This window comes from Beijerinckia indica subsp. indica ATCC 9039 (genome assembly GCF_000019845.1).
Taxonomy (GTDB): Bacteria; Pseudomonadota; Alphaproteobacteria; order Rhizobiales; family Beijerinckiaceae; genus Beijerinckia; species Beijerinckia indica.
The window spans coordinates 1274851-1289999 of record NC_010581.1 but is presented as its reverse complement, the minus strand read 5'-3'; the positions used below and the strand labels follow the sequence as shown (position 1 = coordinate 1289999).

Genomic DNA, 15149 nt, shown 5'->3' with positions numbered 1-15149 from the left:
GCTCGGCGCCCCCGCCTTCAGCTCCTCGGCTCTTTCCGAATTAAATTTCCTAGTGTAACTGCCGGAATCCATGAACCAATATCGACCGAAACCATCGTGGATGAATGAAGACTCCGACGTCGCCATCGTCGGCCGTGCCTGCCGCCTTCCCGGAGCTTCCTCGGTTGCTGATTTGTGGCGGCTGCTGCTCGATGGAAGCTGCGCCGTCAGCAAAATTCCCGCGGACCGCTGGTCGCTCGAACGGTTCGGCCATCCGCGCGGCAACGAGCGTGGCCGCAGCTATACCTGGTCGGCGGGTGTTCTCGACGATATCTGGGGCTTCGATCCGGGTGCCTTTGGCCTGTCTCCGCGCGAGGCGGAGCAAATGGATCCGCAACAGCGCTTGCTGCTGCAATTGACCTGGGAAGCTCTCGAGGACGCTGGGATCAAGCCTTCCGAGCTCGCGGGATCGCCGACCGGCGTCTATATCGGCGGCTCGGCTCTCGATTACGGTAACCTGCGCATTCTCGACATGGCCTCGAGCGATGCCTATTTCGCCACCGGCAATACGCTTTCGATTCTCTCCAATCGCATTTCCTATATTTACGACCTGCATGGGCCGAGCTTCACCATCGATACCGCCTGTTCCTCCGCCCTCGTCGCCTTGAACGAGGCCGTGGAGGCTCTGCAGAGCGGACGGATCGACACGGCCATTGTCGGCGGCGTGAATATTCTTGCGAGCCCCTTCGGCTTCATCGGCTTTTCTCAAGCCTCGATGCTTTCGCGCACTGGCCTTTGCCAAGCCTTTTCGGCCGCGGCCGATGGCTATGTCCGCGCCGAGGGCGGTGTCGTTCTGGTGCTGCGTTCGCAGCGGGCGGCGGCTGGTCAGCACGTCCATGGCCTTGTCGCCGGAACCCGTATCAATTCCGATGGCCGCACCACCGGCATTTCCCTGCCCTCTCCGGTGCATCAATCCGCATTGCTCGAATCGCTTTATGGCGATTTGGGAATCGACCCCGCCCGTCTCGCTTTCGTCGAGGCGCATGGCACCGGTACGCGCGTCGGCGATCCCATTGAGGCCAAGGCCGTCGGCACGATCCTCGGCCAGCAGCGGCCGGAACCGCTTCTTATCGGTTCCGTCAAAACCAATATCGGCCATACAGAGCCTGCATCTGGTCTTGCCGGTGTGCTGAAAGCCATGCTGGCGCTCGAGCATGATCTACTGCCGGCCTCGCTGCATTGCGAGACGCTCAATCCGGACATTGATTTCGAGACCTTGAACCTGCAGGTCTGTGACAAAGCGACCCCGCTCGCCCGCCGTGAAAAGCGACTCGCCGGCGTCAATTCCTTCGGCTTCGGCGGCACCAATGCGCATGTGATCTTGGCCGATCCCTCGACAGCGACGGCCACGGAAAGCCAAGCCTTTGCCGGCGCGCCCGACTATCTTGTCCTGTCCGCCCATAGCCGTGGTGCCCTCGCCTCGCTGGCCGGGACCTATGCGACACGTGTCGCCAAACTGGCCGACAACAAGGCCTGCACCGATCTTCTTTCGGCGCTCGGACGCCGGCGCGACCTCCTCGTCGAGCGACTCGTCGTTCCCTTCGAGTCCCAGTCGCAACTCGTCTCGGTGCTCGAAGAGGTCAAGGACAAGACAGACGCGCCGGCCAAGGGTGCCGGTTTCAGCCTGACGACAGCGCTCGACCGCGAAGTGCCGGTGGCCTTCGCTTATTCGGGCAATGGCGGCCAATGGGCCGGCATGGGCGTTCTGGCTTATTCCGTCAATCCTGCTTTCAAGGCGCATTTCGATCGGATCGACACCCTCTTCCAAGCCTTGTCCGGCTGGTCGCTGGTCGAAACCCTGCATGCCGCTGATCTTGAGGAAAAGCTGAGCCTCACGAGCATTGCTCAACCGCTGATCTTCGCCTTGCAATCCTCCTTGACCCATGCGCTGCGTGTCGAGGGTCTGGTGCCGTCCTTCGTGCTCGGCCATAGCGTCGGCGAGGTCGCGGCCGCGGAAGCCGCCGGCATTCTCGATCTCGAAAGCGCTGTGCGGGTCATTCAATACCGCAGCCTGCGTCAGGAATTGACGCGCGGCCACGGCACGATGGCGGTCGTCGTCGGTTCGCTCGCGACCGTCGAGCGCATTGTCGAAGCTTTGCCCGGCCTGAGCATCGCCGCCCATAATAATCCCAATGCCTATACCGTGTCGGGCGACGAGGCCTCGATCAAGCAATTGTCCGACGTTGCCCGCAAGAACAAGGCGCGCGTCCATCAGCTCGATCTCGCCTATCCTTTCCACAGTCCTCTGATGGAGCCGGTCCGCGAAGAGCTCCTGCAAGATCTCGCGGAGGTTGTGTCGAACGAAGCGCAGATTCCCTTCATTTCCACCGTCAGCGGCTGCGAAGTCTCGGGTCTCGAACTCGACGGCCAATATTGGTGGCGCAACGTCCGCGAGCCAGTGCTGTTCGCTCAGGGCGCGCGGGAAGCTTTGCGGCTTGGAGCCCGGATTTTCGTCGAAATCGGCCCGCATCCGGTGTTGTTGCCGCATCTCAAGACGCTTGAGGATGCGACCAACGCCACGATTCTCGGCTTGAATGTCCTCGACAAGAAGGACAAGGATCACGATCCGATCCGCCGCGTCTTCGCCGCGGCGCTGGCCGCTGGGGCCAAGGTCGATCTCGCCAAAACCTTCCCGAGCGATCCCAATCCCCGGATTGCACTCGCCCCCTATCCCTGGCAGCAGCAGATTTTCCGGCTCGGCGAGAGCATCGAATCGAGTGGCATGCTGCGGCCCGCTCCCTGGCATCTCCTGATTGGCGCCAGGCAGACCCCCGAAAAGCTCGAATGGCATTCGACCATCGATATTACGCTCGTGCCTGATATCGCCGATCATCAGATCGACGGACAGATCCTGTTGCCCGGCTCGGCTTTCGTCGAAATGGCGCTGGCTGTCGCCCGCGACTGGCTCGGCACCGAGACGGCGCGTATCAGCGATCTCGATATTTACCAGCCCTTGCACATCAGCCGCGACGCCTCGCGCGAGATTCTCTGCACGGTGACCCCAAGCATCGGCCTCGTCGAGATTTCCAGCCGGCCCCGCCTCGGCCACACGCCCTGGCAGGTGCATGCAAGCGCCAGAATCATTCATGATACGCATATAGCGGTTCCCGAACTCGTCCTGCCTGCCAAGGCGGAGATGACCATCGGTCACGACGCGCTCTATGCCATTGCGCTCGAAGCCGGCCTGCAATTCGGCCCGAGCTTCCGCAATGTCGCTCAGGCCCTTCGTTGCGGCGATAATATCATCCGCGTCGATCTGAGCCCGGCGCAAAATCCCTCGCCCTATGGGCTCGATCCGGCTCGTCTCGATTCCTGCTTCCATGGCCTGATCCTGATCTTCCAGGATCTTCTGCGCGGAAAGCAGGGCACGGCCTTCGTGCCTGTGCGCTTTGGCGAAGTGAATCTCGTTAAGCCCGGTGCCACAATCGCCGGCGCCCGGCTCGATATCTTGTCCTGTAACGAACGGACGATCGTCGCCGATTATATTCTCTTCGACGATGCGCATGACGTCATCGCGACCTTGCGGCGTGTCCGTTATCAGGCATTGCCCACGGCGCGGGGCGGGGATGTCGCTGAACAGGTCCTGTTCCAGGCCAATGCCCTGGCCAGCGAGCCGACCGCAACGCGGCTTTCGACTGGCGTCTTCGATCCGGGCAAGCTCGTGGAGCTCGCCCGTCCCCACATGCTATCGGAGACCTCGGACTCGGATTCCGCTTCTTTCCTGCTCGACGGTTGGGCGACTGCCGCCATCTTCGAGTTACTGCAGAATCTGGCTCAAAACGGGGCAATCGATCTCGAGGCCCTGCAACAGGAAGGCAAGCTGCCCGCCTATGCCCGGCCCTGGCTGGACCATCTTCTGCTCACCCTCAGCCATTCCGGTCTCGTCACCGGCGAAGGCGCAAGCTGGACTCTCAGCACCGATGTGAGCCTGCCGGCACCGGGAGAAATTCTGCAGGCGCTCGCCGCCGATCATCCCGATCATAGTGCCGAGCTTTTGCTGATCGCCAGCGCGACTGGCGCCGTCGAAGCCTTGCAGGCCGAAGCCAAAAATTCGGCCGAGAGCTTCGCGCGGCCCATCGCCACCCCGGTGCTCGATGGTTTCGAGCTCGGCGGCATCGCTGTTTCCAGCGCCGCTTCTTTCGTCACCGATTTGTTGCATGCGCATGTAGCGAGCTGGCCGCGCGACCGCGCTTTGCGCATCTTGCAGATCGGTTACGGCCCGCTCTCGCCCCGCGCCGCCGCTTTGGCGCGCGAACAGGCGGCGCATCTCGTGATCTTCGAACCGGAACGGCGGCGTCTCGAACGCGCCCGCCTGTCCTTCCCCGAGACGGAGGAGATTGGTTTCGCTGAAACGCTGGACGAGCTCGGCACGGCCAATTTCGATCTCGTGATCAGCGCGGACGCGCTTTACCGGCTCTTGCCCGAGCCGGCGCAATGGTCGAAGCTGCAAGGTTGCATGGCGCGCGACGCTTTGTTCTGTGCTGTGGAGCCGCTGCCCTCGCTGTTCCGCGACACGGTTTTTGGCCTTTCTCCGCGCTGGTTCCACCAATCGCCGGGCGGTGAAACGGTCGGCCTGATCGCTGGTCCCACCGCTCTGCAGCATCACATGGCCATGGCGGGCCTGAGCGACACCCGTGTCGATCAGGTCTCGACGAAAGCCGGCGCTGCTCTTTTCCTGTCCGGACGCCTGGTCGGCGAGGCACGCCGCCCACCCCAACGCACCGGCAATATTCTCGTCGTCAGCAACGAGGATCTGCGCGGCGGCGCCATTGCCTCCGCCTTGGCAACCCTGCTTGCCGCCTCCGGCATGCATGTCACGCTGACCCATCGGCACGAACTCGACGCCGCTCAATTGCGCGGCGTTTCGGAAGTGCTCTATCTGTCGAGCGGCTTCGAGGATCCACAACCTTCGGTCAGGACCCTCACCGAATCCTGCCTCGCCCTGAGGGAATGCGCCGAGCTTCTGGAAGGTCAAAAGACCAAGATCTGGCTCGTCATGTCGGGGGCGAATGATCCTGAGCAGGTGCTCATTTGCGACAAGGCGGCTGGTCTTTGGGCCTTCTCCCGCACGCTTGCCAATGAATATCAAAATCTCGATGTACGCCGCATCGACATTGCCGATGATCTGAAGCCCGAACTGATTGGCGAGCGGCTACGCGATCTGATCTGCTCGTCGACGGAAGAAACCGAGATCATCCTCGGCGCGCAGAAGACCGAGGTCCTGCGTTTCGAACGGCCAGATCAGCGCCGGATCAGCGGCGCCGAAGCCCTGCGGCTGGAGCGCGGTGCTGGCACTGGCATGGATCGTCTGCATTGGAATGGCGTCGAAAGACGCGCACCTGAATCAGATGAAGTCGAAATCGCAGTCGAGGCGACGGGTCTCAATTTCCGCGACGTGATGTGGGGCCTCGGCATCCTGCCCGAGGATATTCTGGAAAATGGCTTCGCTGGCGCGACGCTGGGTCTCGAATGCGCCGGCCGCGTGCTGCGTGTCGGCTCTGCCGTCAAGGGGCTCGAACCGGGTGATCCAGTCATCGCCTGCGCCAAGAACGGCTTTGCGACCCATGTCACCCTGCCGGCCGCGGTCGTCATTCGCCGCCCAGCCAATCTCACCGCCGAGGCGGGCGCGACCATTCCGGTCGCTTTCATGACCGCCTATTATGCCTTGATCAATTGCGCCAGCCTCAAGGCTCGCGAATGGATACTCATCCATGGTGGCGCCGGCGGTGTCGGGCTCGCGGCTTTGCAGATCGCACAATGGCGGGGCGCTCGCGTGATCGCCACGGCAGGCTCTCCCGAAAAGCGTCGCTTGCTCGGCCTGCTTGGCGCGGATCATGTGCTCGACTCGCGCAGCGGCGCCATGTTCGACGAAATCCGCCGCATTACGGGCGGCAAGGGCGTCCATGTGGTGCTGAACAGTCTGTCCGGCGAGCCGATGGAACGCAGCATCGGCGTCTTGCGGCCGTTCGGCCGTTTCGTCGAACTCGGCAAGCGCGATTATGTCGCCAATACGCATATCGGCCTGCGGCCGTTCCGTGCCAACCTGACCTATTACGGCGTCGACCTCGACCAATTGATCATCAGCGACAAGAGCGCTGGCCGCCGCCTGTTCCAGAAGGTCATGGATCTGTTTGAAAAGCAGATCCTGACGCCCTTGCCCTATCGGCCCTATCCCGCCGCTGAAGTCATCGACGCCTTCAGGCTGATGCAGCAGTCCGGTCATATCGGCAAGCTGATCGTCACGCCGCCGGCCCTGCCCGCAAGCACGGGTGCATCGGCACACGAACTGAAGATCGCCACCGACAAGGCGCATCTCATCACGGGCGGTCTCGGCGGTTTCGGCCTCGAGACAGCGCGTTGGCTCGTGGATAAAGGCGCGCGCCATCTCGTTCTCATTGGCCGCAATGGCGCCACGACACCGGAGAGCCAGGCGGTTATCGAAACCTTGCGCGCGCAAGGGGCGAACGTGCATGTCGAGGCTCTCGACATTACCGACCATGAGGGCGTCAAGAAATTGTTCGGCCGTTTCGGCAAGGATTTGCCGGTGCTGGCCGGTCTCTTCCACGAGGCCATGGTCCTCGACGACGCGGTCATCCACAATCTCGATCGCGACCGGATGGAACGCGTCCTGCGACCCAAGATCACCGGCGCGGAACTGCTCGATCAGGCGACACGGAAGCTGACACTGGATTATTTCATCGTGTTCTCTTCCGCGACAACGGTTATCGGCAATCCGGGACAGGGTGCCTATGTCGCCGCCAATGGCTTCCTCGAAGGCATGGCGCGGCGTCGGCGCAAAGCGGGTCTCCCCGCGCTTGCCGTCGCCTGGGGCGCGATCGGCGATGTCGGTGTGTTGGTCAACAGCCGTGCCGTGCGTGAAAGCCTGGCGAAGCGCGCTGGCGTCAAGGATCTCAAGGCTCGCGACGGTCTCGACATGATGCAGACCATGGCTGAACATTATCCTGACGAAGCCGTCATCACCATCGCCCCCATGGATTGGGCGAGCGCCCGCGAGCATCTGTCGATCCTGCGCTCACCGACCTATGCCCGTTTGCCGAAAAACAACGAGCAGGAAGCCAGCGAGCGCACCAGCCTCGACCTGCGCGAGCTGCTGGCGCAAGGCACGCTGGAGGAAGTTCAGAAAACTGTCTCCGACGAGATCGTCAAGGAAATCGCCCGCGTGCTACGCCTGCCGCCGACCGATGTCGGCCGCAACAAGCCGCTTGCCGAGATCGGACTCGATTCGCTGATGGCGGTGGAACTGGCTTTGGCGCTCGAGGAGCGGTTCGGGCTCGACGCACCGCTGACCCATTCGGCTAGCGGCCTCACGGTCATCGAACTCGCCGAACATGTCATCGGTCTCGTCACGGATTCCGTTTCCGAGCACGATTCGACCGCAAAGGGCCTGGCCGAGCGGCATCTTGGCACCAGCATGGATCAGGAAACTCTGTCCTCGATCAAGGATCGGGTGCATGAAAACAGCGGAAGCATCAAGAATCTGCTGCAATGACCCTTTTCTCGTGCGGCCTGAAGCAACAGACCCAAAAGTGGCTCCCACTTTTGGGTCTGATCTGATGCGTTTACAGAAAGATCGAGCATCAACGACCCAGGTGATGCTCCAGAGTGTTGAAAAGCATCAGATTGATCTGAAAGCGGATATATCCCTTTGGGATCAATCTGAAACCTTGGACCATGCGAAACAATTGGCAAACCCATGCGCCGGGCACCAAGCGCCGTATCCGTCGTCGAGAATCCCGATGGCCTTGAGTGTGTTCGATGAATGCATGCGATGAAAATGGTGAGCATGATGGATGTATGCATGCACACTTCTCTCAGGCCATGGCCTTGCCCGTCGCATCTTGAACATTTCATGGCCCAGCGAAAAAGCTCGTTTCAAAGCCCGCAGACTTGTCCTCCCGGCCTTGGCTCGTGTGCTCTCCGCTCGGCACTTGATGGTTTTCAAGCGCGCCGCTCCACGATAAAAAGTGGTAAACTCATTCGTGGCGCTTACGCGCCGCAGGCGCAATTTCGAAATCTCCCCATTAATTAAGAATAATTATAGGGCCGATCCATGAATAAAACTCGTCAAGCTGGCTTGTCTCTGAATGCGCGCAAAGCGCTTCAAAACATTGTCGGCCGTCTGCAAGTCAATGACCCCGCTCCCGATCTCGCCTCGCCCTTCGCCGCGCAGACGGACTTTTCCACTTTGCCCGCCTTCACCGAATTGCGGATGCAGCGATCGATGGCTGATCTCGTCGATTTGGAAAATCCGTTCTTTCGTGTCCATGAGAGGCGTGCGGGCGCGACGACACAGATCGAAACCCGCGTTCTCTCGAATTATTCGTCCTATGATTATCTGGGGCTGAATGGCCATAAGGAAGTGGCCGACGCCGCGAAAGAAGCCATCGATCATTATGGTATTTCTGCCTCAGCGAGCCGCGTGGTGGCGGGCGAACGGCCGATCCATCGTGCCCTGGAGAACAAGCTCGCCGAGCTTTACGGCCAGGAAGCCTGCGCGGTCTTCGTCAGCGGCCATGCAACGAATATCGCGACGATCAGCACGATCATGGGACCGAAGGATCTCGTGCTCTATGATAGTCTTGCGCACAATTCCATCGTGACGGGGGCAATGTATTCGGGCGCGGAAAGGCGAGCTTTCCCGCATAATGACGCCGCAGCCCTCGACAAAATGCTCACAAGCCTGCGGCCGCGTTACAAACGTGTGCTGATCGTGATCGAAGGTCTCTACAGCATGGACGGCGATGTGCCAGACCTTGCTGCTTTCATCGCCGTCAAGCAACGCCATGCCGCCTGGTTGATGGTCGATGAAGCGCATGGGCTCGGCGTGCTCGGCAAGAAGGGACACGGCCTCCATGAATATGCTGGCGTTGATCCGCGTGAAGTCGATATTTGGATGGGCACCCTTTCCAAAACCTTGTCGGGTTGCGGCGGTTACATCGCCGGCTGCTCTCCTCTTGTCGAAATCCTGAAATGCACGGCAGGCGGCTTCGTCTATAGCGTCGGCATGCCGCCCGCCATCGCCGCAGCGTCCCTCAAGGCACTCGAAATCATGCTGCGGGAACCCGAACGTGTCGAGCGTTTGCGTCGCAACGGCATCCTGTTCCGAGATCTCGCCAAGGAAGCCGGTCTCGATACGGGTTTGAGCCTGGGATTCGCCGTTGTGCCGATCATTCTGCAGGATTCACTGGTCGCCGTCGCTTTGGGGCAAAAGCTCTTCGAACGCGGCATCAATGTGCAGCCGATCATCCCGCCAGCCGTGCCGGAAAAATCCTCGCGCCTGCGCTTTTTCATCACTGCGGATCACGACGAAGCGCAAATCCGGGAAACAATCGCTCATATTGCCGCCGAACGCGACGCAATCGGTGATGGCCGCGCGATCGTCAGCAGGGCCAAACGCTCTTGAATGGCACATCCTAAACAGGATGCTGCCTCAATCCCGCTATCGGGTGGCATGCGTTACATATTGTTCATTCATCGGACATGTGACTAATATAATAAGTCTCTATAGTCGCATCAAACCAAAGAGCACTGCCTCTTTTTGGTTTGATGCCGTTTGTTTTAAAACAGATTGAATTAGTCGAGACAATTGTGCCGGGCTTTCAGATTGATGCTTCCTGTCGAGGATAGACATGAAGCCGCCCAAGGTACGCTCTCATTCATGCGGACCCAGTTCCATGATGATTAGCAAAATTAATCCCTTGGTCGACATTCGTTAAGTAATATATTTATATGATTCGCTAAGGCATTGATTATTCATACCTCTTGAGAGAGTTAAACAAAATGCTCATTTAGCTCCGCTTTCTGTCAAATTTTAAACAAAAAAATTAAAATATATAGCGATATCGCGAACATTTATTTTATTTCTGATCCATTATCATGCAGATGCGGCCGATCAGGGTAAAGCCGCAGAACGAACCACTTTGTGCGCTTCCTTCACTTGCCGAATGCTTTTCCGCTCGAAAATCGGGCCGGAAGAGCAAATCGTAGAGAGAAACGGATAACGCCATGATATTTTGCGCTCCATCGGAGGTAAACTTCCAATTAAGGGCCAAATTGGCGCGATCCATTGCCGCAAGCGCACCGTTCAATAATGTCTTTATTTCGACAAAAAAATGGATAAAAATCATTTAAAATAAGGCAATTTATAAATAATAAAAGAAAGAGACTCAACTAACCCATGATTGTTACTTTCTGTGTCATGATGAAATCCAGAATCACTGTATTTATACCAAGTACATGATTTTCTTAAATTTCCACACTGCTGTCACAGTTAGGTCCCAGATAAGCCTTGGCCTTTGCCGTACGGGAGCTCTGAATGAAGAGAACGATTTCAATATCCTCGATGCTTGGACTTGCTTTGTTCACAGGTTTTTCGGGGCCGGCACTTTGTGACGGGCGCGACGAGCAGGGAAATGTCGGCGCGACGAGCTACAAGACCCTGCCCTTCCAGAATCAGGTTTTCGGCTTGTCATGGGGTGGCGGGGCCGGCCTGACGCCAATGAACCTCTATTTCCAGGCCAATCCGAAATCGATTTTCTACAATCCTCAAACCATGGCCACGGCCCAGGGCATCGCAGCCCAGATAACCTCGCAAAATATCGTCCCCTTCACCGGCGCGCAGCGGTGGGAAGATACTTATGCGATGAGCTTTCCGGCGGGCACCTTCAAAAACGAGCCCTCATGGGTCACGAATGATCGCGCAGCCACGAATGCTCCCAATCAACCGGAATATGTCGCCTGGCGGAATTTCATCACCAACCATCCGCAATATTGGGCGACGTCCTATACCGGCGCGGCGATGCCAGGCGAGCCCTATTACTCGTCATGGGGTGGTCAGTGGGGGCACATCAATCCTCATGTCCCGCTCGATCAAGTCGATTGCCCACCCGACAAGACGTCTTGCACCTATGGCGATCTCTTCGCTTATCAATGGGGACTAGGCGCAGCGAAATCCGGTGTCTATGGCATCGCCCTTTCGGATTTCGTCGATTCGATGCCCGGGCGCATGCTCAATATGCAAGATTATAACGCGCGGATCATGGATGCTTTTGCCGTCTGGGAAAATGCCAGAGTCCCGAATACGTTTCCGAATAATCAAATTCCCGGAACGACAACCACCGACAAAGCCAGTGCTATCCTGACGACAACCTACAACCATTGGGCGGATTATTTAGCGACTGGCTATGCGCGATTCTATGCCGCTCTGGTATACCGCCTGACCAACGCGACGGGCCATCAAGCCCTGATCATCGACCAGGCCGGAGACGACCCTAAATATCGTCGCCTCACCGGTGTGGATCAACGTATCATGGCGCAATATCTCGGACCGAAGAATTACCTGAATATCTGGGATGATCACGTCATCCAAGGGGATCGCGCGGGGCCGGTGAATTACCCTCCGATCCGGGAATTGGGGGGATTCATTATCGGCGCCGCCCGCGAACCCCTGATGCGCAATGGCGCCAATCTTGAAGCCGAAGATGATGGTTATTGGGGAGCGATCAGCCAATTCTATCCCACTCTCGACGCAGCCACCCAGAAACAGGTCGGCTATGGACTCATGAAGCGCCTGTGGCTCTACTCCGCATGGGCCCATATCGGTGATCGAAGCGGTAATGTCCGGCGAGCTCTGGCCTTTACATCTCGTAGCTATTGGGATGGGTCGAGTCTCGCGGCCCTCGATCCGCTGACCCAGTTGATCCAAACCATCTATCCCACGAAGGTTTTCGGGGCGGCCTATTATTATTCCGGCAAAATTGAACGTATAACAGAAGCCGTCGTCGGTGGGCAGGCCGGTCCAGGTAATCTCCCCTACAACACCTACAGCAGCGCGGACGATATCGGCAATACTTTGGATAGTCGTATCGGCGTCAATTATTTTGTTTCCGATGCCGGCCTTCCGAGCATCACCGCCGGTAGCGCCGCGGCTCCCAGCGCCTGGATTGTCATCGATCGAGCCAATTATCTGACTTCCTCCGAGCGGACAGCGCTGAGCGCCATCGCGCCGATCGTATCGTCCGGCTCGGCTGCCACCTTGCTCCCCAACCAGCCCCTCACCTTTACCAGAGGACTGGCGGGCTTTGGTTTTTACGACCAGAACAACCGCTTGACGCTTGTCGTCAGCAATCCTTCGACACAACCGACCGCCGTCGATGTCAGGGGCTATATCAACCTCGCGGGTCTTGCTGATGGCACATACACGGCCACAGAATTATTCACGAATGTCACATCAACGTTTCAAGTGACCAGCGGCGTGGGCAAGATCCCGGTTAGCGTCAAGCGCTGGGATACGCAGGCGTTTGCTATCACCCCCCAATAAGGAGGACGCATGGAATTGGGAACATTCCAAATCCGTAAAGCCCTCCCAAAAAGACAAACAGCCTAGGCTTCATCAAAAAAGCACCGGCCTTGAGCAGCCTATCGGTCATGGGAATGACCGATAGGCTGCTCTTGAATTTTTCTATCCCCATGAAAAGCCCGGAAGAAAAAATAGGGACTCACCTGAGGTGACCCATCACCTCTAATCCCCTTTCATCGCATCTCCTCGTCCTTCCCTTCCCGCGACGGATGAATATTCACGGATAGAGCCGCTCTTTACTCCAGGGTTCCGTATCCGCCTGCCGGAAATAGCGAATACGGTCGTGCAGCCGGAAAGCACCATCGGACCAGAATTCGATGGCGAGGGGCACGATACGATAACCGACCCAATAGGGCGGTCTCGTCAAAGGTGTCAGAGCATGTTTGGCGGTGAATTTAGCGACCGCCGTCTCAAGCGCGAAACGGCTTTCGAGCGGACGTGACTGCTGGCTCGCCCAGGCCCCGATGCGGCTCTGCAACGGACGGGATGCGAAATAGGCATCTGCTTCCGCCGTACTCACCTGACTGACCGGCCCACGAAAACGAATCTGCCTGCGCAGGGATTTCCAATGCAATACGGCAGCGGCCTGCATATTGCCGGCGAGTTGGCGCCCCTTGGCGCTTTCGGCATTGCTGTAAAAGACGAATCCGGTACTGTCGAAGGCCTTGAGCAGCACCATCCGCACATCGGGCAAGCCCGACGCGTCGACGGTCGCGAGCGCCATGGCGTTCGGATCGTTGATTTCGCTTTTTTCGGCTTCGGCGAACCAGGCGGCAAAAGTCTCGAAGGGATTCGTGTCCGATTGCGTGGCTGTCGGAACGTCACGACCCATTAACTCATTCACGATAATCTCCCATGCTAATCACTCCGCTGCAGGCCGGCATCCTGATTCCGTGAAGACTGGACGCTGCCGCAAGGAGGCACGACACAATGGTCCCACGACATAATCGTCCATGGGGACCGAGCGATAAATTCAAAATTCACGGTCGTTTTCGGAAGACGGGGCTTCCCATAACACGGATTGAGGGGATGCGGCAGGTGTCGAATGTGCGGACAGAAGAGCGGTTGAATCGCGCCCTTGGGCATGGCGAAGAGACCATGGGCCCGACCGATCTGGCGCGATCCAAAGAATCACGATCCGCGAAACAACCAATACGACTTTTGGGTGGTCTTCCCCTGATCGTGATTACATCCGCCTTAATGGGCGGCTGCTCTGTTTCCATACCCATGTCTCCTCTGATCGATCGGGAGACGGTCACAGGCTCCTTACCGTCGAAACTGACACCGCCCTTGCCGCTTGCGCCTGGGCTCGACGACGAGGACCGAAGGCTTGCCAAAACGGCATTGGCCACGGCGCTCGATCCCACGGCCAATGGCCGGACCATCGAATGGGCAAATCCGCGCAGCGGCGTCAGAGGATCGTTTACAGCGGTTGGCAAGGCGCCCGACCCACGCGGGCGGACATGCGCCACCTTTATCGCCGATGTCATTCAGGAGCGAACCACCCGCCCCTTGCGCGGACGGGCTTGTGCCGAACACGCGGGCGCGTGGACGATCGTCGAGATCGAACGGCGCGAGGGAAGCGCCTGAATCGATTAACCTCGGCCCTGAGACAAAAAGACCACCTTCACCGTCTGGCAAAGGTCAACCTGTGTCTTGCGTATCAGGTCTCTCCACACCACATAAACGGCGAGACGTAAGCGCTTGCGCCAATCGAGGGCAAGCGGTGGAGTGGGCTCTTAATGCGTGATCCTTATACGGTTTTAGGCGTGTCGAAGTCGGCCGATGCCGCCGAGATCAAAAAGGCGTTCCGAAAACTCGCCAAGAAATATCATCCCGACCAGAGCACGGAAGCCAAGGCGGAAGATAAATTCGCCGAAGTCAGCGCCGCCTATGAAATCCTAGGCGACGAAAAAAAGCGCGCGGCTTTCGATCGCGGTGAGATCGACGCCGAAGGGAAGCCCCGCTTTCACGGCTTCGAAGGTTTCGATCAAGGCATGGGTGCTGGAATGGGCGGTGGTCGCCGGCATGGCGGCGGCGGGTTCGAAAATTTCGAATTCAATTTCGGCGGCGGTCGCGGTGGCGCCCATGGTTTCGATGCCTCCGACCTGTTCAGCGATCTCTTTTCCGGCGCGGCCTCTGGCCGGAGAGGCGGCGGGCGTTCACAAGCCCCGCCACGCGGCGAGGATGTCAATGCCAACGTGACCGTCAGCCTTGCTGATTCTGTGAAAGGCACCAAGACGCGGGTCAGCCTGCCGACCGGCAAGACTCTGGAAGTCACGGTCCCGGCGGGCATCGAGGACGGCAAGCAGATCCGACTCAAGGGACAGGGCCAGTTAAGCCCCTTCGGCGGCGAGACGGGCGACGCCTTGGTGACCGTGCATGTCGCCAAACATCCCTATTTCCGTGTCGATGGGTATGATTTGCGCCTTGATCTGCCGATCACCCTTTATGAGGCCGTGCTCGGCGCCAAGGTCAATGTCCCCACCCTTGACGGCATGGTCGAATTGGCGGTTCCAAAGGGATCGAACGGCGGCCAGACTTTGCGGCTGCGCGGCAAGGGCCTGCCGGCTGGCCCCGGCAAGACAGGCGATCTCTTCGTCACCTTGCGCATCGTCCTGCCCAAGGAAAAGGACGTCGATCCGGAGCTCATCAAACTGATGGAGCGATGGGAAAAAGAAAAGCCCTATCAGCCACGCGGCGACATGAGCTGATGTCTTCGCGCCTCCAA

General features: G+C 58.7%; 8 protein-coding genes. 6 read left to right on the top strand and 2 right to left on the bottom strand.

The features are described from left to right. Window positions 1-100: 100 nt before the first annotated feature. From BIND_RS05650 to BIND_RS05640, 3 genes are all read left to right on the top strand, one after another. Window positions 101-7549, top strand: a complete 7449-nt coding sequence (locus tag BIND_RS05650; protein ID WP_041777951.1) for a type I polyketide synthase — start codon at window positions 101-103, stop codon at window positions 7547-7549. Beyond that, window positions 7512-7832 (top strand): hypothetical protein, encoded by a 321-nt coding sequence (locus tag BIND_RS05645; protein ID WP_012384111.1) that lies wholly within the window; start codon window positions 7512-7514, stop codon window positions 7830-7832. The genes BIND_RS05650 and BIND_RS05645 overlap by 38 nt, the downstream gene beginning before the upstream one ends. Window positions 7833-8110: 278 nt before the next feature. Next, on the top strand, window positions 8111-9463 hold the full coding sequence (locus BIND_RS05640; protein ID WP_012384110.1) for an aminotransferase class I/II-fold pyridoxal phosphate-dependent enzyme: 1353 nt from the start codon (window positions 8111-8113) through the stop codon (window positions 9461-9463). Window positions 9464-9917: 454 nt separating this feature from the next. Here the strand turns inward: BIND_RS05640 and BIND_RS05635 are convergent, their stop codons facing one another. Beyond that, the gene (locus BIND_RS05635) at window positions 9918-10187 is read right to left on the bottom strand and encodes a hypothetical protein (protein WP_012384109.1); all 270 of its coding nucleotides are present in this window, start codon (window positions 10185-10187) and stop codon (window positions 9918-9920) included. A gap of 188 nt (window positions 10188-10375) precedes the next feature. Between BIND_RS05635 and BIND_RS05630 the strand changes: the two genes are divergently transcribed. After that, on the top strand, window positions 10376-12379 hold the full coding sequence (locus BIND_RS05630) for a hypothetical protein (RefSeq protein ID WP_012384108.1): 2004 nt from the start codon (window positions 10376-10378) through the stop codon (window positions 12377-12379). A 256-nt stretch (window positions 12380-12635) separates the two neighbouring features. Here the strand turns inward: BIND_RS05630 and pdxH are convergent, their stop codons facing one another. Continuing rightward, a complete protein-coding gene (gene pdxH / locus BIND_RS05625; protein ID WP_041777947.1) occupies window positions 12636-13250 on the bottom strand; it encodes a pyridoxamine 5'-phosphate oxidase in 615 nt (204 codons plus the stop codon). Window positions 13251-13447: 197 nt separating this feature from the next. Here pdxH and BIND_RS20045 point away from each other — a divergent pair, with 197 nt between their 5' ends. Further along, window positions 13448-14008 carry an RT0821/Lpp0805 family surface protein gene (locus tag BIND_RS20045; protein ID WP_050763914.1) on the top strand — a complete coding sequence of 187 codons (561 nt, stop codon included), beginning with the start codon at window positions 13448-13450 and terminating at the stop codon, window positions 14006-14008. Window positions 14009-14160: 152 nt separating this feature from the next. Then, window positions 14161-15132, top strand: coding sequence for a DnaJ C-terminal domain-containing protein (locus BIND_RS05615; protein WP_012384105.1), 972 nt, complete (start codon window positions 14161-14163; stop codon window positions 15130-15132). Window positions 15133-15149 lie beyond the last annotated feature (17 nt).